Source organism: Priestia megaterium, from assembly GCF_023824195.1.
Taxonomy (GTDB): domain Bacteria; phylum Bacillota; class Bacilli; order Bacillales; family Bacillaceae_H; genus Priestia; species Priestia megaterium_D.
Window position 1 is genome coordinate 4,738,473 of the sequence record NZ_CP085442.1, and the last position, 26,579, is coordinate 4,765,051.

Sequence of the window (26,579 nt, forward strand, 5' to 3'; positions counted from 1 at the left end):
ATCCACGGCCAAACAAAAAAGAGATTGAGACATAACTAAATCAATCCAATTTAAAGACGAACAAATGGGATAAATGCGCTAGTATGAATCTCTTGGTTACACCGCTGTTGATTTCCGTGCAAGACTTCTCTTTCCGCGGGCGGCCGATGAGCCTCCTCGTTGCTTACGCTCATGCGGGGTCTCACCTATTCCGCTTTTCCCGCAGGAGTCTTTGTCTTGCCCTCCACTCCACAGCTAGAAGCACCTAAACAAATGAAACCTACGTTCACCATAAACATGAAAAAATCCGAACGATTCATCGTTCGGATCTTCCTTCAACTAAAATATTTTTATCCCAGTCCCTACTTTCTTTAGCTGCTATTATTAAATGCCAAATCCAAAAGAAAACAGGATAATCGCAAGTACAAGACCGACAAGCGGAACAATCACCGTCATCGCTGCAACCGATCCATACGCATCTTTATGAGTTTCTCCGCAAATAGAATTAATTGTGGTGACGACATAACCATTATGAGGCAAGGAATCTAATACTCCAGAAGAAATAGCTACTACGCGATGGAGAGCTTCTGGATTTACACCAGCATCAAGATAGTGAGGTGCTAAAATCGGCAAAGCAATCGCCTGACCTCCTGAAGCCGAACCTGTCATCCCTGCGATAACACTCACGGCGATAGCTCCCCCGATTAACGGACTTCCTGGAATATGCGTCATAGCATCTACAGCCACTCCAAACGCAGGAACCGCCTTGGCCACTCCTCCAAAACCTACGACAGCAGCTGTATTCCCAATAGCAATTAATGCCCCCAGCGTTCCTTCTGAAGCTGCATTCCAAAATCCTTTAAAATGCTTTCGGTTCACAATATAAGTGACAATGATCCCGCTTAAAAGTGCGACAATCAACGCAGATTGCTGAAGTGGCTTATGAAGTGCAAAAGAAATAATGAGCACGACCACAAGCGGAAGCAAGCTTAACAGCGGATTAGGCAAAGACTGACCTTCTGTTGTTACTGGATCTTTCTCGCGTGACATAAAACGCTCTCCATTTTTAACTGCTTTTGAAATCAAGCGCTTTAACCACCAGTAGCCGAACACAGCCATCACTACTGCTACAATTAAACTAACTTCCCATCCTGCATATGGACTAGTCTTCAAATATTCAATTGGAATCCAGTTTTGGATTTCAGGCGACCCAGCCGAGGTCATCGTAAATGTAACGGAACCAAACGCTAAAGCAGCAGGAATAAACCGCCTCGGTAAATCGGCTTGTTTGAATAAGCTCAAAGCCATTGGATAGACAGAGAATGCTACTACAAACAGGCTGACTCCTCCGTATGTTAAGACCCCACAGGCAAGTACAATCGCCAACACTGCTCTTTTCATCCCAAGTTTACTGACAATCCAGCGTGAAACACTATCAGCAGCCCCGCTGTCTTCCATCACTTTTCCAAAAACTGCGCCCAATAGAAACATTAAATACCAAGAAGCAATAAAACCTGTGAAACCAGACATGTAATTCCCAACAAAATTTGCTTCTCCTTCTTTCACCAACTGTGGAAATAAAGGCATTCCGCTTGTTAACGCAACAACTAAAGCACTGAGCGGACCTGCTATAAATAAATTCATGCCTCTCATCGTTAATACAATGAGCAGCAATAATCCTCCAATTAATCCAATCATACTAAGCATATTTAGCCCCCCATGAAGTCACACGATTAGAAAACGCTTACATATTTACAGGTATATACTCCTTTCTTTGCTCGTCACAACCCTTACTATATTATTAAAGGAATACTGAAGACATTCCTACGTTTAGTTAACAGTCAAAAATAAAACCATCTCTATTTATTTAGAGATGGTTAGTGAACGCTGACGTTTTTCTTTTAATTTATAATCGTATATCCATGTTGTACACATGCTAAATAACAATAGTGCAATTAATAAATAACACAGGGTAGACATATTAAATGCATCGAAAATAACGCCTCCAAAAAGAGGGCCAATCATTTTACCTGCAGTAGCCATACTGTTAACTACGCCTTGATAAAACCCTTCTTTTCCGGATGGAGCTAACTGACTTGCAACAGCCGGAATGGCTGGCCAAACGAACATTTCTCCAATTGTTAACACAACCATTGCTGTTAAGAACTGCGGAAATGTTGTAGCATTCACCACGATAATAAAAGAAGCCACAAAAATAACCGTTCCAATTAGGACCTGTACTTTTAATGTTTTTGCTACTTTTTGAATGATGGGTACAATCAAAGGCTGACCGACTACAATTAAAATCCCGTTAATCGTCCAAAGCAAACTGTAGCTAGAAAGAGGTATATTCAGCTCACGCGTATGCGTAGCAATCGTTGTTTGCCACTGAACATACGCCACCCAGCATAAGACATACCCCGTACATAAAATAAGAAGAGCAGTCAGTTTCGTTTTATGCCCAATGCTCCCAGCTTCATTAAGGACATTCGTTTGCCCAACTGTAACCGAAATATGGCGATATGAAAAAATAGCAATAAGCAGAAAAATAACGTATAAAATTGTATTAGCTAAGAAAATATACGTAAATGAATAAGACGCTACAATGCCCCCTACCGCGGCGCCAATAGCTACTCCTGCATTTTGAGCAACGTACATCGCATTAAATGCTTTTCTTCCGCCTTGTGGCCAAACGGACCCTGCCATTGCATACATAGATGGAAACACAATACCAGATCCAAACCCTACAACAACCAAGAGAACAACGTATGTAGGCCAACCATGGAAAAACACGAGTCCCACTAATGCAATAAGAGTAATAATAATTCCTGATAAAATGGATTTATATCCTCCGATTTTGTCAAAAAGCGTTCCTCCAAGCAAATTTCCTACTACGCTTGCAGCAGAATTCAGCATAAGAACCACTCCTGCGACGGATAACGACTTTCCTAAATGTTCATTTATATAAATTGTATTGAGAGGCCATAAAAATGAAGCTCCCGTTACGTTTACAAGCATACCAATAATCAAAAACCAAAGTGATTTGGGCATTGATCTCCCCCCTATCTATTCGAATGCCAACGTACATTCTAGTCTTTTCTTAAAGGGTTCGCAATGCTTTTACATATAGACAATTTATTTGAAATTCGCTGACTATTTAAAAAGGTGATTCCACATGACAATATCATGCAAAATCACCTTTTTATCGCTTATTTTTGCTTCGAACGAACCGGCTGTGCACGCTTGCTGTTCCGTGCTTTTAATTCTTTTACCGGATCAAAATCTTTTCCTAGCTCAATATCATTGCTGTTGATTCCGTTTTTTGTTTTTTGTTCCGGATTATTTTGATTTGAACGAGTTGCCATAAAATCCTCTCCTTAATGCTGAGTTGTGATCAATTTATTTTGCAGCTGCTGAACTTGCAGGCGCATGCGATATAGCTGCTCTCTTTGCTGTGCATTTGCACTGTGAGAAAACTCTTCAATTTCTTTATAAGCATTTTCTAATTTTTCCTGTGCTTTTGTATATTCAGTGTCATTATAATGTTCTTGCTTCATGCCTTCCTGTAACTGACCTTGTCCAAAGCGAATAGCATCTTCACACTGTTGCATAAGTTGATCCACTGCTTGACGAGTTGTCATTCTCTATTCCTCCTATTCGTTCATTTCTGTCTTATTTTGCGCAACTTTACTTCCCTTTACGACAAGAAGAACCTGTTAAATATAAGCATCCTTAAATTTGTTTGGCACTTTTTCACGTTTTTGATACAATTTGTTGATGTATATTGCATGTAAAAAGGAGGTTGCTGATTTGAATCAGACAAACCCATTTCCGTATAAATCTGAAAACAAACGTTATCATACCTGGAATTACCACTTACGTAACCACTTTGGCCATAAGGTATTTAAAGTAGCCTTAGATGGAGGATTTGATTGTCCAAACAGAGACGGCACGGTAGCTCACGGCGGCTGTACGTTTTGCAGTGCTGCCGGTTCAGGGGATTTTGCCGGAAACAGAGCGGATGACCTTGTGACACAATTTAATGAAATCCGTGAAAAAATGCATCATAAATGGAAAGATGGAAAATACGTTGCTTACTTTCAAGCATTTACTAATACTCATGCTCCTGTCGAGGAGCTTCGTGAAAAATATGAAGCCGTCTTAAAGCTTCCCGGAGTTGTTGGGCTTTCTATCGCCACGCGCCCTGACTGTCTCCCCGACGATGTGGTGGAATACTTGGCTGAATTAAATGAACGAACTTATCTATGGGTAGAACTTGGACTGCAAACTGTTCATGAACGAACTTCACTGCTTATCAACCGGGCACACGATCATCAATGCTATGTAGATGGTGTAGCAAAGCTTCGAAAACGCGGTATTCGCGTTTGTTCTCACATCATTAATGGTTTGCCTTTAGAAACACCTGATATGATGATGGAAACGGTACGGGAAGTAGCAAAATTAGACGTTCAAGGAATTAAGATTCATCTGCTTCATTTACTAAAAGGAACTCCTATGGTCAAACAGTATGAAAAGGGCCTTGTTGAATTTCTTTCATTTGAAGAATACGTAAAGCTTGTATGCGATCAGCTCGAAGTAATCCCTCCTGAAATGATTGTTCATCGTATTACAGGCGATGGACCGATAGACCTCATGGTTGGACCGATGTGGAGCGTAAATAAGTGGAGCGTATTAAATGCCATTGATCAAGAGCTCCAACGCCGTCAAAGCTATCAAGGAAAATATTATGAAAAAGAGTTGATGGAAAGATGAAAATAGAACGTATCCTGCCTTTTGCCCGCACATTGCTCACTAATGCTGTGGCCGAAGGAGATGTCGCGATTGATGCCACAGCAGGAAATGGACATGATACATTGTTCTTAGCTAACTTAGTCGGAGATACAGGTCATGTATATGGATTTGATATTCAACCTCAAGCCATTCAAGCAACTCAGCAGCGATTGACAGAACACCATGTAGAAAACAGAGTAACACTTATCCAAGAAAGCCACAGCAATATAAACATGCTTCCTCGTTCTATTAAAGGACGAGTCACGGGCGCTGTCTTTAATTTAGGTTATTTACCAGGTGGAGATAAAAACATTGTCACCACTTCTGAAACAACAATCTCTGCAATTGAGCAGTTACTTGATTTGTTAGCACCTGAAGGAGTGATTGTGCTCGTTATTTATCATGGACACGAACAAGGGAAACAAGAAAGAGACGATTTACTAACGTATGTCCAAAATCTTGATCAAAAAGACGTTCACGTTTTACAATATCGTTTCATGAATCAGCAAAACAATCCTCCCTTCATCATTGCTATTGAAAAAAGATAAGCCGCATATGGCTTATCTTTTTAACATTCGGTACAAGCGTCCGTTGATGTAGAAAAAGTAGCTGAGGGCTCCCCCCGCTTTTATTAACCTACGTGCATTCACATGAACATGTTTTTGTGCCCGCACTTTTTGATCCGACAGGTAAACGCCCAAGAGTCCTTTATAGATAAAGCAGTGAAAGTGATAATCCGGCAGTTTTTTAGCATATTCGTCCGCTTTTACGACAAAATGCAAAAAGCGATCCATCATTTGCTGATAATGAGGATAATAAAAACAAAAGTTCAAATCTCCTCCTGCTTTATCTTCTTCTTGGTCAATTAAATAATCGAGTAAAATATGTAAGCCTTGAATATAAGGAAAATATCCTGCTTTTATTTTCTGAGTCATTTCTTCTGTCATCTCTTCTTGAAAGCTATAAGCGACCAAACAAAAAATTCCTAACGTTGAACCAGAGCACGCTGAAAATTCATACCACTCCATTTCAGGAACACTGTGCCGGTGAGCATCGAACCAATTCTCTAATCGTGGAACTCTTTCCTTGATTTCAACATGCTTATGTATTTGCAAATCACAATAATAATTAGCTAGTTCTAATAAATGTGAAGAGACTATATGGTAATTACAAGCTTTTCGCAAGGACTGCTGACAAGTCTGGACAAGTCCGGCTAAGTATCCTCCGTCGTCTTTATCCGTTCGAAAACGATAGTAATCCCCAAGGGGTGCATGAGGAGTCAACGCATCTGGCATCGATTCATGTAAGGCTGCAAAATCTTTAGGGTCGAGCGAATTGCTGCGATCACATAAGTTATCTAAGTAATCGCTGATTGTTTGGTAGGCAACAATAAATTTCACGCATTCAATCATATTTTCTTTCGCTAAAATCGATAGGATACCGCCTCCTTCACAATGAAAAGTTTTTGTATCGATACTTGCCAATGCTTGAGTACGCAATTCTTTATTAGGAATCTCTTTTGCCCGTTCGCGCCAATGCTTAAGCTCATGATGAACGACAGGAAACACTTCTCGATAAATTTTTCTCATTAATGAAATAGGATGAGACGGAATCTTCATTTATTTTCACCTCAATTTCTTACGGCACTTATTAAATGTGAAGATCAACAAAACTTTTCGCATATGTAAAAACGTATTCTCTTTCAGGCTCATTAAAGATTTCGTGATACAGCTGAGACCATTCTTTGTAGATTTTTTCACTTAGCTCTATTTCATCAAACCACTGCCTAACAATCAGCTTTTCAATGATTTTATCTTCTCCTGCCTGCATCACAAGAAGCGGGACATCGGGCAAACGATCGATATCTTTAAAAGCTAAGTTGACAGCTTGGATCAATTCTCGGTACCATCTTACAGAAACTTTTGTAACGTACAGTGAGTCGTTTTCATCTTCATCTCGAACTTCTTGGTTTCTTGTTGCTTTTTCAACAGTGAGACCCAAATCGAAAAGTTTGTTCGGCATGACTTTATTTAACCCTTTAGATAGCATATCCAAATAAGCCGGTACTTGCTCTTTTAATCCTAGACAAGGAGAGGAAAGAATCGCACCCCATACAGGGAGATTTTTTGTCTGCAGCGTACGAATAACCGCCAGTCCTCCCATACTGTGGCCTAACAGGAAAATAGGCAAATCATATTTTTGCGCTTCACGTACCCATTCTTCCACTTCATATACATATTCATCAAAGGATAGGATATGTCCTCTTCTTCTTGTTGTTAAGCCTTGGCCAGGAAGGTCTCCCATAATTACGTGCATTCCAACCGAACGCCACATCTCAATCAGCCAGCGATAGCGTCCGTGATGCTCCGCTGCTCCATGGACCATGACAATAACGCCTTTTGGATTTACTGCTTCCCATTTATGCATTTGAGTTACTCCTTCTTCCTTTTTTTGTTTACCTGCTTAAAAAACCTTTGTACACTTACATTAGAAGATTTACTACTTTTTTTCAACTAATAAAGGGAGATGATTTGATGATTTATCCGTATAAAGAAAAAATACCTACCATTGCCCCCAGCTGCTTCATCGCAGACTATGTCACGATTACTGGAGATGTCACCATTGGTGAAGAAAGCAGCATTTGGTTTAACACTGTTATTAGAGGAGATGTTTCACCTACGATTATTGGTAAACGAGTAAATATACAAGATCAATCAACACTCCATCAAAGCCCAAATGCTCCTTTGCTTATTGAGGATGATGTGACAGTAGGACATCAAGTTATTTTACATAGCTCCATCATCCGCAAACGCGCGCTCATTGGCATGGGTTCTATTATTTTAGACGGTGCGGAAATTGGCGAAGGTGCTTTTATCGGTGCTGGAAGCTTAGTGCCTCCCGGTAAAAAAATACCGCCTAATACTCTCGCACTCGGCCGACCTGCTAAAGTGATCCGCACTCTGACAGAAGAGGATTTAAAAGATATGCAGCGCATTCGTACAGAATATGTAGAAAAAGGGCAGTATTATAAGTCTATTAAGAAACCTGATTCTTCATTATAAAGGAAACGTTCCCTCAGAAAGTCATACTGAGGGAATTTTTTTAGTATCTCCACAAACTCTCCAATCATGTTCTATTCTCTCCACAATTGTAAAGAAATTTCCATATTAATTTACATCGTTTTAGTACTGCCTCCACAATTAAAGATTAAACTGAATAATAAAGACGTATTTATTGAAAAGGGAGCGACTCTATGAAAGCCAAGTTAATTCAGTATGTATACGATGCCGAATGCCGATTATTCAAAAGCGTAAACCAACATTTTGATCGAAAGCACTTAAATAGATTTTTACGTTTACTAACTCACGCCGGCGGAGCCGCGTTTACCATTGTGATAGCGTGCTTGCTGCTATTTCTGCATCCTTCATCCGTCGCTTACGCTTGTGCGTTTTCTCTAGCCGTTAGTCATATTCCTGTCGCCATGGCTAAAAAACTATATCCGAGAAAACGACCTTATATTCAATTAAAACATACAAAAGTATTAGAAAATCCATTAAAAGATCATTCATTTCCATCTGGGCATACAACAGCTATTTTTTCGTTGGTTACCCCTCTTATGATTGTTTATCCAGCCTTCGCTGCCGTTCTTTTGCCTCTTGCAGTAACGGTAGGAATTTCAAGAATTTATCTCGGTCTGCACTATCCGACGGATGTCATCGTAGGCCTGATGCTGGGCATCTTTTCAGGTGCTGTTTCACTGAACATATTTTTAACTTAATTGATAGGAGGAGTACTAATGAGAATTGCTTTATTTACGGATACATTTGCTCCAGAAGTTAACGGAGCTGCTAAAACACTTTATCAATTTACTCAGTATGTCAAATCAAAGCAAATTCCCATCCAGGTATTTGCTCCTGAATTTGCTCATGACCAGTCATTTTCAACGTATGTTCACCGTTCGCCCAGCATGCCGTTTTTCCTTTATCCAAACAGCCGCTTTTCATTGCCAAACGTTCTAAAAATTAAAAAGCAGCTGCAGGAATTCAATCCTTCTATTATTCATTTGGCCACTCCTTTTACAATGGGGCTTTGCGGCTCCTATTACGGGAAAAGATTAGGTGTTCCTCTTGTCGGCTCTTATCATACCAATTTTGATGATTATTTATCTCACTATGAACTTGAAAAAATGCGTGTACCACTGCAAAAATATATGAAATGGTTTTATAAACCTGTACAAAAAATATTCGCTCCCTCTGAAGTGACCAAACAGCAGCTAGAAGAACAAGGGTTTTACAACGTAGCTATTTGGTCGCGAGGAGTAAATCATAAATTATTTCATCCCCACTATGACCGCTTTGATATTCGTATTAAATATAATATTAAAAAACCCTACATTTTAACGTATGTAGGAAGATTAGCTAAAGAAAAAAACGCTGATTTTTTAATAAAAATCGCACGATCTCTACCTGATCATATCCGCCATCAAGTTCACTGGGTTATTGTGGGAGACGGCCCTTTAAAAGAACAAATGCAGCAGCAAGCATCTGAGCATATGACATTTACAGGCTTTCTTGAAGGTAAGCAACTTGCTCATATCTATTCATCATCTGATTTGTTTGTTTTTCCTTCAGAAACAGAAACCTTCGGAAATGTTGTACTGGAGTCTCTTGCTTCTGGAACTCCTGTAGTGGCAGCAAATGCAGGAGGAGTTAAACAGATGGTTCAGCATGGGCGAAACGGCTACCTTTGCAAACCTCAGTCCTTAGAAGAATTCAGTTCGGCTATTACAGGTTTACTCGATGATTTGCATCAGCGGCTTCACTTTGGCCATGCAGCGAGACACTATGCTCTTACTCAATCATGGGACGTTATTTTTCAGCATTTGCTTTCGGAATATGAAGGTGTCGTAGAAAAATCTGCTGAAGGTATTCAATGGGCATAAAAAAATCTCCGTTTTCACGGAGATTTTTTTATTATTTAGCTAAAGCTTGAGTTTTTAATGCTTCCGCTTTGTCTGTGAACTCCCAAGGAAGCTCCACATCCGTACGACCAAAGTGGCCGTAAGCTGCTGTTTGCTTATAAATTGGGCGACGTAAATCAAGCATTTTAATGATGCCTGCTGGACGTAGGTCAAAGTTTTTGCGTACTACGTCTACTAGTACTTCTTCAGAAACTTTTCCTGTACCGAATGTATCAATTGAAATAGATACTGGTTGTGCAACACCAATTGCATATGCTAGTTGTACTTCACATTTATCAGCAAGATCAGCTGCTACAATGTTTTTCGCAACATAACGAGCTGCATAAGCTGCTGAACGGTCTACTTTTGTTGCGTCCTTACCAGAGAATGCACCGCCGCCGTGACGAGCATATCCGCCGTAAGTATCAACGATAATTTTACGACCAGTTAAACCAGCATCTCCTTGAGGACCGCCGATTACGAAACGTCCTGTTGGGTTAATGAAATACTTTGTATTTTCATCAATTAACTCGTTTGGAACAACTGGATTAATAACATATTCTTTTAAGTTACGTTGAATTTGCTCTAACGTTACTTCTGGGTGATGCTGAGTTGAAATAACAATTGTATCGATGCGAACAGGTTTGTTGTTTTCATCATATTCAACTGTTACTTGTGTTTTACCATCCGGGCGAAGGTAAGGAAGAATTTCTTCTTTACGTACTTCTGTTAGACGGCGAGCAAGTTTATGAGCTAATGAAATTGGAAGAGGCATTAATTCTTTTGTTTCGTTACATGCATAACCAAACATTAACCCTTGGTCTCCAGCTCCGATTGCTTCGATTTCTTCATCTGACATTTGACCTTCACGTGCTTCTAACGCTTGGTCTACACCAGCAGCGATATCAGCTGACTGCTCGTCGATAGATGTTAATACTGCACAAGTTTCAGCATCAAATCCGTATTTTGCACGAGTATAGCCAATTCCTTTAATTGTTTCACGAACTGTTTTAGGAATATCCACGTAAGTAGAAGTTGTAATTTCACCACTTACTAAAACTAAACCAGTTGTTACGCTTGTTTCACAAGCAACACGAGCATTTGGATCCTTTGCTAGGATAGCATCAAGAATTGAGTCAGAAATTTGGTCACAAATTTTATCGGGATGTCCCTCTGTAACAGATTCTGACGTGAACAGACGACGTTGTGTTGACATCAGTTTTCCTCCTTATAAATACGATACATTGTGATACGGTACTCATTCCCTTATTTTCATTACACGTTAAAAAATATAAAAAAACCTTTCCTTGTATCGAGGAAAGGTATCAAATTCTACATAAGCCTTTCACTCTTATCGATCAAGGTTGTGCCCTTGCATCAGGTTAGCACCTTATCGTCTACACAAAAAAATGACGATGGTTGCTGGGTTTCATAGGGCCTGTCCCTCCACCAGCTCGGGATAAGAGAGTATCCGTTCAAGGACATATAATACATGAAAAAGCGCTTCACTGTCAACAACATTCAAATGGAAATCATCTCTTTATGTTTGAATCTGTTTTAATGTAACATACTCAAATTCTTAAATAGTACATCTTATTAAGAATCATCACTAAGTTTGGTTAATAAGACAGATCAAAATGAGGCTTTCACTTGAAATAGCTTCACTTTTTTCGCTTCTAGCACATATACATGTGTCTAAAATAGGTATAACGTACATTTTTTTATAAGACACAAACATTTTTAGTGAAATAGTATAGAATAATTAAATAAATGTGTTATACTAATTATAAATTTCAAACATTAATGAATAAATAATAGCTAAAAAAGGAAGGTAGTGCACATGAGTACTGTTGATATGTCTATCGAATTAAATGGTTTGCTTCAATTAAAAACAACAAAACACCAATTATCTGTTCCACAACTTGTTGAAAAAATTCTAGCTCGACGCGAAGGAACGCTGACTTCTACAGGTGCTGTGTCAGTCGAAACCGGAAAATATACAGGTCGCTCTCCTTTAGATAAATTTATTGTAAGCGATGCTGTGTCTTCAAAAACGGTTGAATGGGGACCTGTCAATCAGCCAATTTCTGCTCAGCGATTCGATGCGCTATACAAAAAAGTCTTAACCCACTTAAAGAAGCAGGATGAACTTTTTGTTTTTAATGGATATGCTGGAGCTGATAAAAAGTATCAGTTACCAATTCAAGTAGTTAATGAATTTGCATGGCACAACCTATTCGCTCAGCAGTTATTCATTCGCCCTTCAGCCAAACAAAAAACAAATGATGACGTGAAGCCGTTTACAATTGTAGCAGCTCCAACGTTCAAAGCTGATCCTGAAACAGACGGGACGAATTCTGAAACCTTCATTATTCTTTCATTAGAGCGACGCATTGTGCTAATTGGAGGAACTGAATACGCTGGTGAAATGAAAAAATCTATTTTCTCAGTGATGAACTTCTTGCTTCCTCAAAACAATATTCTATCCATGCACTGTTCTGCTAACGTAGGAGAAGAAGGTGACGTTGCATTATTCTTTGGTTTATCTGGAACGGGTAAAACAACGCTTTCTGCTGATGCAAACCGTCGTTTAATCGGAGATGACGAGCACGGTTGGTCAAGCTCTGGTGTATTTAATATTGAAGGAGGGTGCTACGCGAAGTGCATTCAGCTTTCCGAAGAAAAAGAACCGCAAATTTTCAATGCAATTCGCTTCGGCGCCGTATTGGAAAATGTAGTGTTAAATCAAAATACGAAAGTAGCAGATTACAATGATAATAGTTTAACAGAGAATACTCGTGCCGCTTATTCAATTGACTCTATTGATAATACGGTATTGCCAAGCGTTGCTGGGCACCCTACAGCTATTGTCTTTTTAACTGCTGATGCCTTCGGCGTCTTGCCTCCAATCAGCAAGCTTACAAAAGAACAAGCGATGTACCATTTTCTGAGCGGATACACTAGTAAGTTAGCTGGAACAGAGCGCGGCGTAACATCGCCACAGGCTACTTTCTCTACATGCTTTGGTGAGCCTTTCTTACCTCTTGCTCCAACAACTTATGCAGAAATGCTAGGAAAGAAAATCGATGAACATAATGTAAATGTCTACCTTGTAAATACTGGATGGACCGGCGGTGAATACGGCGTAGGCGAACGAATGAAGTTAAGTTACACTCGAGCTATGGTTCAAGCAGCCCTTGAAGGAGAACTAGCTAATACCGAAACAGTAACAGATGCTATTTTTGGTTTATCGATTCCAACCCATGTTCCGGGAGTTCCTGATGAAGTACTTCAGCCTTCTAAAGCATGGAACGATGCAACAGCTTATAACCAAAAAGCAACTGAGCTTGCTGCTAAATTCAAAGCTAATTTCAAGCGTTTTAACGACGTAGCATCTGACATTTCAACATTAGGGGGACCTAGAGTCTAATAAAAAACCGATCGTCTTATAGACGATCGGTTTTTTAGTTAGTTGAATGTAATTTTGTCAGTTCATATGTGACAACGGTTTTTTCTTGCTCCATTTCTACCTTACGCACAACAGCAGTTCCAATACATTCTCCATTTTTCGTTTTGTGAATGTTTAATGGAATATCTAACGGATACAAGCGATATCCTTTTTTCTCAATTTGAAAAATGTTATCCGTTACACGCTTTTCGTTGCCTTTTGTCACAATCATTGTATTTAATTCTAGCGGCATCCCCATTTTTTTCTCACTCCTCACTGTTATTCTACTTGTTTTCTCTATCGTAGCATATCTTTTATTGCGCTTTCATCCACTTCGTTAACTTCTTCACCGTTTCTCGGTTTTCTTTTGGTGGAAAAGCATGTGGAAAGTTTTCGAAGTACCAGCTGGTAACTTTTTTATTGGACTCTTTTAGTTTAGATTCGAGCTGATAGGAATGATCAATCGACACGTTTTTATCTTCTAAACCATGAATAAGCAAGACCGGCGGCTCGACGAGATGAGCACGATGCAAAGGTGTCCTCCATTCGTATCTTTCAGGATATTTAGAAGGAGTTCCTCCAATCACCCGCTTCATCATTCTTCTTAAATCTTCTCTTTCTTCATATGTCAGCACCATATCTGTGACGCCTCCCCATAACACAAGAGAGCGGCTGTCGTTTTTTTCAATGGCTGTGAGTAAAGCCATCACTCCCCCTCTTGAAAACCCAAAAATATGAATTCGGTCATGGTGGACGTTAGGGAGCTGTTTCAGTAAATCGTAAGCAGCAAAAGCATCGTAACGATCATCTCCTGCAAAATCTTCGTTTCCTTCGCCTCCTTGATTTCCCCTATAAAACGGAGCCATGACAATAAAACCTTGAGAAGCAAATTGAATGAGTCGAGCAGGACGAACCGTTCCTACGTTCTTAATACCTCCTCTTAAGTATAAAAAGCCGTCATACACTCCTTTTTCTTTTGGCTCTGCGAGCATCCCTTTAATCTTAAGTCCTTGACATGCATATGTAATTATCCACAGCGCCACGCGAGGGTTTGGGGATGGGAAGCGCTGTTTATGTATTATTGTTCCATCTTTCATTTTTTTCCTCCATTCTTTATATGACCAGTCTATTTTTTCCCGCCACGGTGGACTTTCAATCGTTGGCTAATACTTCTTTGATTTTCCACATGGTTATGTAGGCACTCACCTTCTTCTACTTTCTTACATACATTATCATAAAATATTTTATTCTTTTAAGGAGGTTTGCTTTATGAAACCAATTAAATGGCTCTTTTCTTTGCTTGCTATTATGATTTTACTCATCCCACTAATTAGCTGCAGCAAAACAACATCTGTACAAACGATTCGTGTCGGTGAAGTAACTCGTTCTATCTTTTATGCTCCCCAGTACGTCGCTATTTCAAAAGGCTTTTTTGAAGAAGAAGGACTAAAGGTAGATTTAAAAACAACGTGGGGCGGAGATAAAACAATGACGTCACTTTTATCTGATGGCATCGACGTCGCCTTAGTCGGCTCTGAAACCTCAATCTACGTATATGCCCAAGGGTCTAGTGATCCCGTCATCAACTTTGCACAACTAACCCAAACCGACGGAACATTTCTAGTAGCGCGTAAAAAGGTCGATCAATTCTCATGGGATCAGCTTAAAGGCAAAACGTTTCTTGGTCAACGCAAAGGCGGCATGCCGCAAATGGTAGGGGAATATGTGTTGAAACAGCATAATATTGATCCTAAAAAAGATGTAAAACTCGTTCAAAACATTGATTTTGCTAACGTTGCGAATGCTTTTGCTTCTGGTACTGGAGATTACGTTCAATTATTTGAGCCAACGGCTAGTATTTTAGAGCAACAAGGAAAAGGACATATCGTTGCTTCCTTCGGAAAAGAATCAGGAACAGTTCCTTATACAACATTTATGGCCAAAGAAAGCTATTTAAAAGATAACCCTGAAGCAGCAGCTAAATTTACTCGAGCTATTTACAAAGCACAAAAATGGGTGGATACACATAGCACAGATGAAATTGCTGAAGTGGTTGCACCGTATTTTGAAGATACACCTAAAGAAACGCTGCAAACTGTTATTGACCGCTATAAATCCCAAAAATCCTTTGCAACTAACCCTTTATTAGATCAAAAAGAGTGGGATCATTTACAAAAAATCATGGACGAATCTGGAGAACTTCCAAGACACATTGATCACAGCAAGCTAGTCAACACAAAATTCGCAAAAGATGCAATGAGTGAGTAATATGACAAAACTTCACATTCAAGATGTTCAGCATATGTATCTTACGACAAAGTCTGCTACCACTGCACTTGAACATATTAATTTGTCTATTGAAGAAGGAGAATTTGTTTCCTTTCTCGGCCCAAGCGGATGTGGAAAAACAACGCTTCTATCGATTATTGCAGGCTTGATTGAACCAACGTCCGGCTTCGTCACAATAGACGGTGAAAATATCGGAACATCAGTCCCAAACATCGGTTATATGCTTCAACAAGATTATTTGTTTCCGTGGAAAACCATTAAAGAAAATATTTTACTTGGGCTTGAAATTCGCGGACAGCTAACAGATAAAGCAGAGAGTAAAGCACTGTTACTCCTAAAAGAAATTGGTTTACAGGGCGTAGATGACCTATATCCGCACCAGTTATCCGGAGGTATGAGACAACGCGTCGCTTTAGTCCGAACACTTGCCATTGACCCCGCTATTTTACTCTTAGATGAACCTTTTTCAGCACTTGATTTTCAAACAAAACTCAAGCTTGAAGAACTTGTCTCCAAAACGCTGATGACCTATCAAAAAACGGCCGTTTTGGTCACGCACGATATCGGCGAAGCTATTGCCATGAGCAGCCGAATCTTTTTATTCTCAGCAAAGCCGGGAAAAATCGCAAAAACATTTACGGTTCCTTCTATTTTACGAACCCTCTCTCCGTTTGAAGCACGACAGCACCCTGTCTATAACGACTTATTTATGGACATATGGAAGGAGCTTGATCAACTTGAAACCCACTAGCTCCCTAGATACTCTTCATGAAAGCTATCTTCGCAAGGTTCGGGTCGAAAAACGATTAGTACTGAGCGTACAGCTGATAATTTTCTTAGCCTTTTTTAGCTTATGGGAACTGGCTTCTCGTTTAAAGTGGATTGACCCTTTAATCTTCAGTTCCCCCGCTAAAATATGGAATTTATTTTTAATTAAACTTGCCGACGGCTCGCTAGCAGAACATATTGGCTTTACGTTATTTGAAACAGTTCTTGGCTTTATTTTAGGCACAGTGCTAGGTATTTTACTTGCAACGGCTCTTTGGTATTCAACTAGGCTTGCACATATATTAGACCCTTACCTCGTTATTTTAAACGCCATGCCAAAAGTAGCGCTGGGCCCTATTTTAATTGTAGCTATCGGTCCAGGATTTTTCTCAATCTTAACGATGGGGGCGATTATATCCGTTATTATTACATCCATCGTCGTTTACACAGCATTTAAAGAAGTTGATCCGAACTATATTAAATTACTAAAAAGCTTTGGGGCAACGAAAACCCGCTGTTTTAAAGAAGCAATTTTGCCAGCTTCCATGCCTGCTATTATTTCCACATTTAAAGTAAATGTCGGCTTATCTTGGGTAGGCGTCATCGTAGGAGAATTTTTAGTTTCTTCGAAAGGGCTTGGATATATGATTATTTATGGTTTCCAAGTCTTCAACTTTACTCTTGTTCTTCTCAGCTTGTTATTAATTGCCATTTTCGCTACGATTATGTACCAAGGCGTTGCTTATTTAGAAAAGAAATTGATTAGACGCTCATAAAAAAAGAGGTTGGGATATAACTAAATGAATCCAATTTAAAGACGAACAAATGGGATACATTAGCTGAACTGCTTGTGATACCGCAGTTGATTTCCGTGCAAGACTTCGCTTTCCGCGGGCGGCCGCTGAGCCTCCTCGTTGCTTGCGCTCCTGCGGGGGTCTGATCTGTTCCGCTTTCCCCACAGGAGTCTTCGTCTTGCCCTCCAATCAACTGCTAGAAGGATCTAAACAGATGAAACCTATGTTCACCATAACAAAAAAAACGAACCACTAATCAAACATTTTGATCAATGGTTCGTTTTTCACTTCGTCTAAAATACTTTGGTCCCAGCCTCTTTAATTGGTATGATGCTTTTACAAAAATGTTCGCTTTACATATTTCATTACATACTGCAAAACATTATCTTTCATGATAAAGCTGTATGCATTATCTTGTTGAATGCCCGAAGGTAGTTCATCAATCATTACGGGACCATCTGTTTCCATGTAGTCTTCTTTTTTAATTACATTTCCAATAGTAGCAAAATAAATATTTTTAATAATGGTCTTTCCTTTACTTACTACTTTATATTGCCCAATATAAGTTAAAGAAGAGACTTCTCCGCCTGTTTCTTCAAATACTTCTCGAACCGCTGCTTCTTCTGGTACTTCATTGCCTTCTAGTTTTCCTCCGGGAAATTCTAAACCTCGTTTTGAGTGATTCGTTAGCAACCATTGATTTTCATACCTGCATACGACCCAAACATGACGTGGAGTTTTCGAGAATGGATTTTTTTCAAATGATAAAAATACTTGATTATGATATGCATCCTTAAATGTGTACATGGTCGACTCAAACTCCATTTGATTTTTCCCTTATTTTATCATACATTACGGCCATACCTGATAAGAAAAGTATGCTCGTACTTTTTTTCTTTGCTTTTTACCCCTTATTCCATTCTATCTGAAGATAAAATATTCATCTGTTTGATATGTGATTTTGTTTCATCGTCTCCCAGCTGATAAAGCGTAGCATATATTTCAACCGTCGTTTTATCGTACATATCATTTTGAGAATCATGATGATATTCCAGATACGGAATATGTGATCGCCAAAAGCTTGACCAATCGCTTGAAGCACGCTGATCTAAATACGTTCTCAGCTTCTCCACTTCTTCATCTGTTGCTTCAATCGCATAATTCCAATCTGAAGCAGTATTTGACTGATTGATTTCTCCTGAACTCAGAGACACATAATATTTTTTTGTCATGAAAGATATTCAGCTCCTTCTTTCTAGTGCCAACTTATCTTTCTTATTTGTATCTTATTCTTTTTTTATACACTCTACGATTTAAAGCGGTCTTTTAAAATCGCTATTGCTTTTTTTAACGGCTCTGGAATTGGAATGCCTACAATTCCTGCATTTTCTGTAATTGAAATCATTTCGTTTAAAATATAGAACAAAATAGCTCCATCTCGAATAATATGACCGTTTTCCCAGAATACAGAATCGATAAAGTTTGCTACAGCAATCATGGCAAAAATAAAAACCTTTTTGGCAATTCCTTTAAAACCTACTTTGCTAGATAAACGTTTATTTATAAAAGCTGCAATTGTACCCGTCAAGTAATCCATTGCCACTAATGCTACTAAAGCCATTAGTAAATAGTCCCACTCTCCAAATAAAAAAAAAGCCAGTGAACCTAAACTTGAGATTATCAAGACAGAAAGCTTCTGCATATCCACTTTTTTCACCCTTTCAGCAGTCATATCCCTACAGTATATGCCGGTGAAAAAAAAGTGTTCGTCCATCTTATCATAAAAAAACCTGCGATTACTCGCAGGTTTTAATTACTTGCCTAAGAATGATTTTAACATCCACGTATGCTTTTCTAAGCTTTGATGAATGGCTAAAAGCATGTCCCCTGTTGTTTCATCGCCCGCTTCACCGGCTGCGTCCATCCCTTCTTTTAATTCAGCAGTTAGCGTATCAAAATCGCTTACTAAAGAAGCAACCATATCTTTAGCCGTTTCGCTTCCATCCGCTTCTTTAATAGAAGAAAGTTCTAACGATTCTTTCATTGTTGCCACAGGTTTTCCTTCTAGCGCTAAAAGGCGTTCTGCAAGGTCATCAATAATTGTAGCTGTTTCCGTATACAGCTCTTCAAACTTTTCATGAAGAGTGAAGAATTGTTCACCTTTTACGTACCAGTGAAAGTTATGAAGTTTTATGTACATTACACTAAAATTCGCTACTTGTTTATTAACGATTTCATTTACATTTGCTGCCATGTTTTTCGCTCCTTTGTGAACTCTTTGTATAGTATAGTTGTACCCTTTTTTAGTTGATTAAAACATTTTTTTCATAAAAAGAGACATTTCCCTTTCTTTAGACTCAGAGAAACTTCTTTATCTTTTTTCAAATAAAATAAGCAGCCCAGCGGACTGCTTATTTTTAGCCAAATACTTTTTCTAAATCTTCTTTGTCCTGTTCTAACCAGAACTTCATCAAACGTTTTGCTCCTTCTAAATCGTGAAGTTTCGCTTGACCGCACTGTTTTTCATTTGCTGCTGGAATTTCAGTAATGTTAATTGCATCTTTTAACGTATCATCCAACAAATCAATAATTTCACGTACATTCGGCTCACCGCTCACTACTAAGTAGTACCCTGTTTGACATCCCATAGGTGAAATATCAATAATATCAAAGTGATCGTATTTTTCTACATGAGTACGAATATTAAAAGCTAATAAATGCTCTAGCGTATGAATAACGTCCGGCTTCATTGCTTGTTTGTTTGGCTGGCAAAAACGAATATCGAATTTATTTACAACGCCGTCGCTTCCCACTTTGTGAACACCGCAGTGTCTTACATAAGGTGCTTTAACCGCATTATGATCTAGCTCAAAACTTTCTACTGATGGCATAATACCACTCCTTTTTTCTTCTTTCACCTATCATAACATGCAATTCCGATATATTTCATCCATTTAATAACCTTTATTTCTTTTAGTTGCTTTTTATTCCTTCTATCCCTTATAGTATGAGCAAACACGAAAGAAAGAACGTGATAATAAATGATTGCAAAGCTTTTGCTTTTACTTATAAAAGGATATCAAAAAGGAATTTCACCTTTTCTTCCGGCAAGGTGCCGGTTTTACCCTACTTGCTCACAGTACGGAGTTGAATCTATTAAACGCTTTGGTGCCGTAAAGGGATCTTATTTGACTGTAAAACGCATTTTAAAATGCCACCCGTTCCATCCGGGTGGCATTGATGAAGTACCTGAGAAAAAATCACACTAAGCTTTAGTTGTTTTCGATCGCTTCATACCCATTTACAACAACATCTAGCTTTCCTGTATTTGGATCAATAACTAGTCCATGTACAGGAGTATCTTTTGAGAATAGAGGGTGGTTACGGATTGCCTCTACACTATGCTGAACAGTCTCTTCTACTGAATCAAAACCCGTTAACCATTTTTTCAAGTCCATGCCAGAGTATTCAATGGTATTAATCACTTCATCTGAGATGCCTTTTGCTCTTACTTTCTCTAAAAAAGGTTCCGCCTGAAGTTTACCTGCTCCACAGTCGTGGTGACCAATTACACATACCTCATCTGCCTGAAGCTCATATACAGCTACTAAAATGCTTCGCATAATACTTCCAAATGGATGTGAAACAAGCGCTCCTGCGTTTTTAACAATTTTCACGTCTCCGTTGCGCAAATTCAAAGCTTGTGGAAGTAATTCTACCAATCTTGTGTCCATACACGATAAAATAACCATTTTTTTATCAGGGAATTTGCTTGTTTCGTAAAGTTCATACTTTTTTTCTTCTACAAATTTTTGGTTGAATTCTAAAACATCTTGTAATAAGCTCATCTGCTGTCTTCTCCTTCATAAAAAAATTCTTTCTTGTATTATAATACTTTTTCCTATAAGATGAAAAGTGTTAAATCGTAATCATTATTATTTAAAAACAAGAAAGTAGGTTATAACAGTGAAAAAAATTCCCGTTACCGTTTTAAGCGGATACCTTGGTTCAGGTAAAACAACTCTTTTGAACCATATTTTAAAAAATAAAGAAGGTTTAAAGGTCGCAGTTATTGTCAATGACATGAGCGAAGTAAATATTGATGCAGACTTAGTTAAACAAGGCGGATTTTCTCGAACAGAAGAAAAGCTAGTTGAAATGCAAAATGGCTGTATTTGCTGTACGCTTCGAGATGATCTAATGAAAGAGGTAGAACGCCTAGCTGACAATGGTGATATTGATTATATTGTCATTGAATCTTCCGGAATTAGCGAACCTATCCCTGTTGCTCAAACATTTACTTATATTGATGAAGAGCTTGGCATTGATTTAACTCAGAAATGTTCATTAGATACGATGGTCACTGTAGTAGATGCTAATCGCTTTTGGGAAGACTTTTCATCCGGCGAAAGCTTATTAGACCGCAAAGAAGGAACGGATGAAAACGATAAAAGAGAAGTGGTTGATTTATTAATTGATCAAATTGAATTTGCAAACGTCATTTTGTTAAACAAAGTTGATTTGTTAACAAAAGACGATGCAGATGAGCTGCAGGCTGTTCTTCATAAATTAAACTCAGAAGCCACTGTTATCCAAACAATTAATAGTGAGGTAAGCCTTGAAGCCATACTTCATACCGACTTATTCGACTTTGAAAAAGCTAGTCAAGGAGCCGGGTGGATTAAAGAACTAAATGAAGAACACCATACGCCTGAAACTGAAGAGTTTGGTATTTCTTCTTTTGTATACAGAAGGAATCGTCCCCTTCATCCTGAACGCTTTATGAAATGGTTAGAGAACTGGCCGGTTGATATTGTACGTGCAAAGGGATTTTTCTGGCTTGCTTCACGTAACCATATGGCAGGACTTCTTTCTCAAGCAGGTACGTCCATTATGATTCAAGGAGCGGGTGAATGGGTGGCGACGTACACAGCAGAGGAAAGAGAACAAACCTTAAAAGAAGAACCTGAATTACGAACAAAATGGGATGAGCAATTTGGAGACCGTATTAACGAGCTTGTGTTCATTGGTATTGATATGAACGAAGCTGAAATTATTAAAACATTAGACCACTGTTTGTTGACAACTGAGGAAATGAATCAGGATTGGGCTACTTTCAAAGATCCTCTTCCGAAGTTTACAGTAAATGCGTAAATTTTTAGTTTTCAAATCGTAATAATTACGATATAATAACATAGGACATAAATGGTTACGATACGAACGGAAGGAGCAACACAATGAAATTCAAACCACTTTTAATGGTGCTGGCATTAGGAATTGGAACAGCCCTTGCAGGGTGCAGTTCAAGCAGTGCAAATAACGCATCTGATAATAAAAACAAAAAATTAGAAGTTTATACAACAATTTACCCTTTACAGGACTTTACTGAGAAAATCGGTGGAAAATATGTAGAAGCTAAAAGTATTTTACCAACCGGTGTAGATGCTCATTCATTTGAACCTACCACAAAAACAATGGTTAAGATCGCAAATGCGGACGCATTCGTTTACTCAGGAATTGGGCTTGAAGGTTTTGCAGATAAAGCACAATCTACGCTAAAGAATGAAGATGTCGCTTTAGTAGAAGCTGCAAAAGGAATTGAACTAGCAAAGAGTTCTGAAGATGAGCATGCCCATGAGGACGAACATGCACATGAAGAAGAGCATGCCCATGAGGACGAACATGCACATGAAGAAGAGCATAACCACGGAGATACAGACCCTCACGTTTGGCTTGATCCTATTTTAGCTATTCAATTAGCAGAAAATATTAAAAATGAACTTGTTGAATTAAAACCGGATAAAAAAGCAGAATTTGAAAAGAACTTCCAAGCGTTAAAAGCTCAGCTTGAAGATGTAGACCAAGAGCTAAAAACAACGATTGGCGACGCACCTCATAAAGAAATTTTAGTATCACATGCAGCTTACGGCTACTGGGAAAACCGATACGGCTTAAAGCAAATTAGCGTAGCGGGTTTATCTCCTACAAATGAGCCGTCTCAAAAACAATTAGAAAACATCGTAAAACAAGCAAAGAAAGACAATATCAAATACTTTATCTTTGACCAAAATTTAAAACCTAAAGTGTCCACGCTTGTTAAAAATGAAGTGGGAGCTCAAGCTTTAACACTTCATAACTTAGAATCATTAACAAAAGATGATGTTAAAAATAAAGAAGATTATTTTTCCATTATGCAGCACAACATTGATACGTTGAAAAAAGCATTATATTAATAAAAAACTAGCCTCTCGGCTAGTTTTTTTATTGTAATTTATATTTTTGTTTAAAGCGTTCTACACGGCCGCCTTTATCAGCAAATTTTTGTTTTCCTGTATAAAATGGATGTGTATCCGAACTGATTTCAACTTTTAAAAGCGGATACGTGTTGCCATCTTCCCATTGAACGGTCTCATTTGATTGTTTTGTAGATCCTGATAAAAATGATGTTCCGCTATTTGTATCCATAAATACAACTTTACGATAGTCTGGATGAATATTTGTTTTCATTAAATATCTCTCCTTTAAAACAATATACACTTATTATAATCGTAATGATTACTATTTTCAAGTTATATGTTTTACCAATTCTGATGCATAAAGCGTGGTAAAAAGTGGACAATAAGGTTTATCAATACTTTACTGGAAAGGTTGAAAAATGAATGGATCATTTAGTTACTGCACGTTCAATGTTTGGCCTGAACATGGGGGTACATATCATTTTTGCCACTCTTGGCGTCGGCATTCCTCTCATGATTTTATTGGCTGAAATTCTTTACTACAAAACAAAAGATAAAGATTATGAACTTATGGCACAGCGCTGGACAAAAGGAGCTGCTGTCCTGCTTGGAGTCGCCATTCCTACGGGAACGATTGCTGGTGTGCAATTAGCGTTGCTTTGGCCAGGTTTTATGGAAATCGTAGGAAAAGTGATGGCTCTTCCCTTTCAAATTGAAATTTATGCTTTCTTTATTGAGGCTCTGTTTCTCTCTATTTATGTATACGCAGCGGACCGTATTTCTCGAAAAATGCGGATTATTAGTCTGATTTTAGTAGCAATAGGCGCTCTTGCCTCTGCCGTTTTAATTACAAACGTGCACGCATTTGAAGGAACGCCTGCTGGATTTCGAATTTTGAATGGCGAAATTGTAAGCGTAGATCCTTGGGCAGCTTTCTTTAACCCGAGTTTCTTTGTAACGTCCGGTCACGTAGCTGTTTCTGCCTATACAACCGGAGGCTTTGTCATTGCTTCAGTAGCTGCCTTTAAAATGCTTCGTGCGCGAAAACATAATCCAAGAGAATATAAATTCCATCATAAAGCGTTGATGATGGGATTGGTAATCGGCGGGATTTTTTCTTTTGTAACGGCTTTGAATGGACATGAATCCATGCAAAAAGTATATGAATATCAACCCGAAAAACTCGCAGCAGCTGAAGGTCTATTTGAAACTCAAGATCATGCTCCATTAGCTTTAGGCGGATTTACAGATGAAAAAGAACAACGAGTCAAGTATGGAATTGAGTTTCCATGGATGCTCAGCTTCTTGTCAGGTAATAGCTTTAATACAGTGATTACTGGACTCAATGACTTCCCTAGGGATTATTGGCCGCCGCTTTTTGTGCATACCTTGTTTAACGGTATGGTCATTATCGGATCGATTTTAATTTTAGTGGCGCTAGTGGGCGTTGTTTGGTACAAGTTTTTAAAGAAGAAAAGCTTCCCTAAAATTTTCATGTGGGCATTTGTCGCAACAGGTCCTCTCGCGATCATGGGCATTGAATTCGGATGGATTTTTGCATGTACAGGAAGACAACCCTGGGTCATTTACCGCATCATGCGTACATCAGAAGCAGTTACCACTTCTGCTAATTTGCATATTTTATTTTTTTTATTTTTGCTTGTTTATATCGTACTCGTGGCCGCAGTCGCCCTTGTACTGGTGTTTTATTTCAGAAGAAATCCGCTTTCTAAAGAGCTTGCTGCGCAAGCAGATTAAAAAGGATGTGAGAATATGGCTGATTCATTACTAGCAATTACTGTAATATGGGGCTTCATTTTTATCTATGCCGTAATGGGAACAATGGACTTTGGAGCTGGTTTTTGGTCGATGGTATATATTAATCGTACGAAAACAAATGCTACAGATGTAGCAAACAGATATCTATCGCCTACTTGGGAAGTAACTAATGTATTTATTGTTGCGATTGTTGTTGCGCTGTTTAGCTTTTTTCCTCGTGCTACTTTTACGCTTGGCACAGTGTTACTAATACCCGGAAGTATCATTTTACTTCTCTTATCTATTCGAAGCGGGTTTTTAGTGTTTTCACATTATGCTAGCAGTTTTAAATATCGGAGAGCATTGGTTTATATATCCGGTATATCTGGCGTGTTAATTCCTGCTTTTTTAATCGCTGTACTACCAGTAAGTCAAGGTGGATTTATTGATATAATTGATGGAACGCAGCGATTAAATTTAGCAAAAGTATTTTCAAGTCCGCACGTCTATTCATTTATCGGATTTGCCATAAGCTCTTCGCTGTTTCTATCGTCTCTGTTATTAGCAGATTACTCGAAGTCATCTGACGAAATGGAAGCTTATGCGGTCTATCGGCGTGATGCGCTCATTACAGGACCTCTTTCCCTGCTAATGGCTATCTTTATTATGATTACAATGCAATCAGAAGCAAGCTGGTTATATGATAAAATGATGCAGTTTAAGCCCCTTCTTTACGGATCTGTAGGTCTATTTGTAGTAGCTGGCATTGCTCTGCTGCTACCTTCTCAAAAAGGAAAAGGCATGCCTCGTTTAGCCGTGGTATCCATTATCCTTCAATATTTCTTAGCAAGTTACGTATACGGACTAAGCCATTTACCTTATGTTGTCTATCCAAACGTAACGATTGAGAATGGATTTACACATCCCGATGCGTTTCATTCTTTATTTATTGTGTATATTGTTGGCTTTGCTATTTTATTTCCTGGATTCTTTTATTTCTGGCGTCTATTTATGAAAGATAATAAAGAATACAGCAAAAAGAAGCCATATTAAAAAACCCGGTCAGCACTTGACCGGGTTTTCTTATGAAGCAGCAGATTTTGCTACTACTTCAGCAAAATCTTTAGCAAATACCTTACATTTTTCTACATCTTCTCCAAAGGGAGAGAGCTCGATTTTCAAACCGGGAACGGCTATATTTCCATTACGTCCCCTTATTTTTTCTTCAATTAAATCAACTGCTCCGCAAAAAACATCATATGATGAATCACCTGAACCAAATACAGCCATCTGCTTTTGACTGAGATCTATGTCATCCATTTCATCATAAAGATCTAAAAAATCATCTGGCAGCTCTCCATCTCCCCACGTATAAGCTCCAAAGATAATAGATTCTGCGGATACAAGGTCAGAAGCATCAATGTCATATACTTCTGCTCGTTTCACATGCAATCCATGCTTGACTAATTCTTCTTCGATCAAATCGGCTATCGCTTCTGTGTTACCTGACATACTCGCATAAGCTAGTAAGATTTCCTTCATGTAAATGACGCTCC

Annotated in this window: 32 protein-coding genes, 1 pseudogene and 1 riboswitch; of the genes and pseudogenes, 14 read left to right on the forward strand and 19 right to left on the reverse strand. The window is 38.7% G+C overall.

Annotated features, from left to right (window positions below; genetic code table 11):
• Positions 1-50: 50 nt before the first annotated feature.
• The 5 genes from LIS78_RS31520 to LIS78_RS24555 all read right to left on the reverse strand — a co-directional run bounded on the left by LIS78_RS31520 (position 51) and on the right by LIS78_RS24555 (position 3,620).
• A complete protein-coding gene (locus tag LIS78_RS31520; protein ID WP_264408625.1) occupies positions 51-173 on the reverse strand; it encodes a hypothetical protein in 123 nt (40 codons plus the stop codon).
• Between the two features lie 190 nt (positions 174-363).
• Positions 364-1,686 carry a GntP family permease gene (locus tag LIS78_RS24540; protein ID WP_195781717.1) on the reverse strand — a complete coding sequence of 441 codons (1,323 nt, stop codon included), beginning with the start codon at positions 1,684-1,686 and terminating at the stop codon, positions 364-366.
• A 156-nt stretch (positions 1,687-1,842) separates the two neighbouring features.
• Positions 1,843-3,030, reverse strand: coding sequence for an MDR family MFS transporter (locus tag LIS78_RS24545; RefSeq protein ID WP_045291274.1), 1,188 nt, complete (start codon positions 3,028-3,030; stop codon positions 1,843-1,845).
• Between the two features lie 158 nt (positions 3,031-3,188).
• Positions 3,189-3,344 carry a hypothetical protein gene (locus LIS78_RS24550; protein ID WP_013059527.1) on the reverse strand — a complete coding sequence of 52 codons (156 nt, stop codon included), beginning with the start codon at positions 3,342-3,344 and terminating at the stop codon, positions 3,189-3,191.
• A gap of 12 nt (positions 3,345-3,356) precedes the next feature.
• On the reverse strand, positions 3,357-3,620 hold the full coding sequence (locus LIS78_RS24555; RefSeq protein WP_013059528.1) for a YtzC family protein: 264 nt from the start codon (positions 3,618-3,620) through the stop codon (positions 3,357-3,359).
• 169 nt (positions 3,621-3,789) lie between these two features.
• On the opposite strand from LIS78_RS24555, the gene mnmL reads away from it, so the two are divergent.
• Both mnmL and mnmM read left to right on the forward strand, forming a co-directional pair.
• The gene (mnmL, locus tag LIS78_RS24560) at positions 3,790-4,752 is read left to right on the forward strand and encodes a tRNA modification radical SAM protein MnmL/YtqA (RefSeq protein WP_195781716.1); all 963 of its coding nucleotides are present in this window, start codon (positions 3,790-3,792) and stop codon (positions 4,750-4,752) included.
• Positions 4,749-5,318: a tRNA 5-(aminomethyl)-2-thiouridylate-methyltransferase MnmM gene (gene mnmM, locus LIS78_RS24565; RefSeq protein ID WP_252284462.1), complete on the forward strand. Its 570-nt coding sequence runs from the start codon at positions 4,749-4,751 to the stop codon at positions 5,316-5,318. The genes mnmL and mnmM overlap by 4 nt, the downstream gene beginning before the upstream one ends.
• Before the next feature lie 12 nt (positions 5,319-5,330).
• Here the strand turns inward: mnmM and LIS78_RS24570 are convergent, their stop codons facing one another.
• Positions 5,331-6,389 (reverse strand): tetraprenyl-beta-curcumene synthase family protein, encoded by a 1,059-nt coding sequence (locus LIS78_RS24570; RefSeq protein ID WP_209150718.1) that lies wholly within the window; start codon positions 6,387-6,389, stop codon positions 5,331-5,333.
• Between the two features lie 31 nt (positions 6,390-6,420).
• Entirely contained in the window at positions 6,421-7,197 is a 777-nt protein-coding gene (locus LIS78_RS24575; RefSeq protein WP_195781714.1) for an alpha/beta fold hydrolase, read from the reverse strand.
• 107 nt (positions 7,198-7,304) lie between these two features.
• On the opposite strand from LIS78_RS24575, the gene LIS78_RS24580 reads away from it, so the two are divergent.
• The 3 genes from LIS78_RS24580 to LIS78_RS24590 all read left to right on the forward strand — a co-directional run bounded on the left by LIS78_RS24580 (position 7,305) and on the right by LIS78_RS24590 (position 9,712).
• Positions 7,305-7,832, forward strand: a complete 528-nt coding sequence (locus LIS78_RS24580; protein ID WP_195781713.1) for a gamma carbonic anhydrase — start codon at positions 7,305-7,307, stop codon at positions 7,830-7,832.
• A gap of 191 nt (positions 7,833-8,023) precedes the next feature.
• Positions 8,024-8,548 (forward strand): phosphatase PAP2 family protein, encoded by a 525-nt coding sequence (locus LIS78_RS24585; protein ID WP_252284463.1) that lies wholly within the window; start codon positions 8,024-8,026, stop codon positions 8,546-8,548.
• Between the two features lie 18 nt (positions 8,549-8,566).
• Positions 8,567-9,712 (forward strand): glycosyltransferase family 4 protein, encoded by a 1,146-nt coding sequence (locus LIS78_RS24590; protein ID WP_252284464.1) that lies wholly within the window; start codon positions 8,567-8,569, stop codon positions 9,710-9,712.
• A 31-nt stretch (positions 9,713-9,743) separates the two neighbouring features.
• On the opposite strand, the gene metK is transcribed toward LIS78_RS24590, so the two are convergent.
• Complete coding sequence (metK, locus tag LIS78_RS24595) at positions 9,744-10,946, reverse strand: methionine adenosyltransferase (protein ID WP_013059536.1); 1,203 nt, start codon at positions 10,944-10,946, stop codon at positions 9,744-9,746.
• A 132-nt stretch (positions 10,947-11,078) separates the two neighbouring features.
• A riboswitch (SAM riboswitch) is annotated at positions 11,079-11,196 on the reverse strand.
• A 374-nt stretch (positions 11,197-11,570) separates the two neighbouring features.
• On the opposite strand from metK, the gene pckA reads away from it, so the two are divergent.
• Complete coding sequence (gene pckA, locus LIS78_RS24600) at positions 11,571-13,160, forward strand: phosphoenolpyruvate carboxykinase (ATP) (protein WP_195781710.1); 1,590 nt, start codon at positions 11,571-11,573, stop codon at positions 13,158-13,160.
• A 34-nt stretch (positions 13,161-13,194) separates the two neighbouring features.
• Here pckA and LIS78_RS24605 read toward each other — a convergent pair whose 3' ends face one another.
• The gene (locus LIS78_RS24605) at positions 13,195-13,437 is read right to left on the reverse strand and encodes a DUF2584 domain-containing protein (RefSeq protein ID WP_195781709.1); all 243 of its coding nucleotides are present in this window, start codon (positions 13,435-13,437) and stop codon (positions 13,195-13,197) included.
• Positions 13,438-13,492: 55 nt separating this feature from the next.
• Complete coding sequence (locus tag LIS78_RS24610) at positions 13,493-14,275, reverse strand: alpha/beta hydrolase family protein (protein WP_252284465.1); 783 nt, start codon at positions 14,273-14,275, stop codon at positions 13,493-13,495.
• A 172-nt stretch (positions 14,276-14,447) separates the two neighbouring features.
• Here LIS78_RS24610 and LIS78_RS24615 point away from each other — a divergent pair, with 172 nt between their 5' ends.
• Genes LIS78_RS24615 through LIS78_RS24625 form a run of 3 tightly spaced genes read left to right on the forward strand, consistent with a single transcriptional unit; the run spans position 14,448 to position 17,011 of the window.
• Positions 14,448-15,446 (forward strand): ABC transporter substrate-binding protein, encoded by a 999-nt coding sequence (locus LIS78_RS24615; RefSeq protein WP_252284466.1) that lies wholly within the window; start codon positions 14,448-14,450, stop codon positions 15,444-15,446.
• A 1-nt stretch (position 15,447) separates the two neighbouring features.
• Positions 15,448-16,218 carry an ABC transporter ATP-binding protein gene (locus tag LIS78_RS24620; protein ID WP_195781706.1) on the forward strand — a complete coding sequence of 257 codons (771 nt, stop codon included), beginning with the start codon at positions 15,448-15,450 and terminating at the stop codon, positions 16,216-16,218.
• Positions 16,205-17,011: an ABC transporter permease gene (locus tag LIS78_RS24625; protein ID WP_252284467.1), complete on the forward strand. Its 807-nt coding sequence runs from the start codon at positions 16,205-16,207 to the stop codon at positions 17,009-17,011. The genes LIS78_RS24620 and LIS78_RS24625 overlap by 14 nt, the downstream gene beginning before the upstream one ends.
• Here the strand turns inward: LIS78_RS24625 and LIS78_RS24630 are convergent.
• From LIS78_RS24630 to LIS78_RS24655, 6 genes and pseudogenes are all read right to left on the reverse strand, one after another.
• A pseudogene (locus LIS78_RS24630) lies at positions 17,006-17,222 on the reverse strand (hypothetical protein). The gene LIS78_RS24625 and the pseudogene LIS78_RS24630 sit on opposite strands and share 6 nt — an antisense overlap.
• 143 nt (positions 17,223-17,365) lie before the next feature.
• Positions 17,366-17,836, reverse strand: a complete 471-nt coding sequence (gene ytkD / locus LIS78_RS24635) for an RNA deprotection pyrophosphohydrolase (RefSeq protein WP_195783203.1) — start codon at positions 17,834-17,836, stop codon at positions 17,366-17,368.
• Between the two features lie 104 nt (positions 17,837-17,940).
• A complete protein-coding gene (locus tag LIS78_RS24640; RefSeq protein ID WP_195781704.1) occupies positions 17,941-18,261 on the reverse strand; it encodes a hydrolase in 321 nt (106 codons plus the stop codon).
• Positions 18,262-18,335: 74 nt separating this feature from the next.
• Positions 18,336-18,761 carry a phage holin family protein gene (locus LIS78_RS24645; RefSeq protein WP_195781703.1) on the reverse strand — a complete coding sequence of 142 codons (426 nt, stop codon included), beginning with the start codon at positions 18,759-18,761 and terminating at the stop codon, positions 18,336-18,338.
• An 81-nt stretch (positions 18,762-18,842) separates the two neighbouring features.
• Positions 18,843-19,283 carry a Dps family protein gene (locus LIS78_RS24650; RefSeq protein ID WP_013059546.1) on the reverse strand — a complete coding sequence of 147 codons (441 nt, stop codon included), beginning with the start codon at positions 19,281-19,283 and terminating at the stop codon, positions 18,843-18,845.
• A gap of 163 nt (positions 19,284-19,446) precedes the next feature.
• Complete coding sequence (locus tag LIS78_RS24655) at positions 19,447-19,920, reverse strand: S-ribosylhomocysteine lyase (RefSeq protein WP_252284468.1); 474 nt, start codon at positions 19,918-19,920, stop codon at positions 19,447-19,449.
• A 150-nt stretch (positions 19,921-20,070) separates the two neighbouring features.
• On the opposite strand from LIS78_RS24655, the gene yidD reads away from it, so the two are divergent.
• On the forward strand, positions 20,071-20,298 hold the full coding sequence (gene yidD, locus LIS78_RS24660; protein ID WP_013059548.1) for a membrane protein insertion efficiency factor YidD: 228 nt from the start codon (positions 20,071-20,073) through the stop codon (positions 20,296-20,298).
• A 3-nt stretch (positions 20,299-20,301) separates the two neighbouring features.
• Here yidD and LIS78_RS24665 read toward each other — a convergent pair whose 3' ends face one another.
• Positions 20,302-20,877, reverse strand: coding sequence for a beta-class carbonic anhydrase (locus LIS78_RS24665; protein ID WP_252284469.1), 576 nt, complete (start codon positions 20,875-20,877; stop codon positions 20,302-20,304).
• 118 nt (positions 20,878-20,995) lie between these two features.
• On the opposite strand from LIS78_RS24665, the gene LIS78_RS24670 reads away from it, so the two are divergent.
• Both LIS78_RS24670 and LIS78_RS24675 read left to right on the forward strand, forming a co-directional pair.
• Positions 20,996-22,183, forward strand: coding sequence for a GTP-binding protein (locus tag LIS78_RS24670; protein WP_195781701.1), 1,188 nt, complete (start codon positions 20,996-20,998; stop codon positions 22,181-22,183).
• Between the two features lie 83 nt (positions 22,184-22,266).
• The gene (locus tag LIS78_RS24675; RefSeq protein WP_252284471.1) at positions 22,267-23,262 is read left to right on the forward strand and encodes a metal ABC transporter substrate-binding protein; all 996 of its coding nucleotides are present in this window, start codon (positions 22,267-22,269) and stop codon (positions 23,260-23,262) included.
• A gap of 28 nt (positions 23,263-23,290) precedes the next feature.
• Here the strand turns inward: LIS78_RS24675 and LIS78_RS24680 are convergent, their stop codons facing one another.
• A complete protein-coding gene (locus LIS78_RS24680; RefSeq protein ID WP_013059552.1) occupies positions 23,291-23,536 on the reverse strand; it encodes a type B 50S ribosomal protein L31 in 246 nt (81 codons plus the stop codon).
• Positions 23,537-23,688: 152 nt separating this feature from the next.
• On the opposite strand from LIS78_RS24680, the gene LIS78_RS24685 reads away from it, so the two are divergent.
• Positions 23,689-25,023 (forward strand): cytochrome ubiquinol oxidase subunit I, encoded by a 1,335-nt coding sequence (locus LIS78_RS24685; protein WP_013059553.1) that lies wholly within the window; start codon positions 23,689-23,691, stop codon positions 25,021-25,023.
• 15 nt (positions 25,024-25,038) lie between these two features.
• Complete coding sequence (locus LIS78_RS24690) at positions 25,039-26,076, forward strand: cytochrome d ubiquinol oxidase subunit II (RefSeq protein WP_195781699.1); 1,038 nt, start codon at positions 25,039-25,041, stop codon at positions 26,074-26,076.
• 30 nt (positions 26,077-26,106) lie between these two features.
• Here LIS78_RS24690 and LIS78_RS24695 read toward each other — a convergent pair whose 3' ends face one another.
• Positions 26,107-26,565, reverse strand: a complete 459-nt coding sequence (locus LIS78_RS24695) for a flavodoxin (RefSeq protein WP_252284472.1) — start codon at positions 26,563-26,565, stop codon at positions 26,107-26,109.
• Positions 26,566-26,579 lie beyond the last annotated feature (14 nt).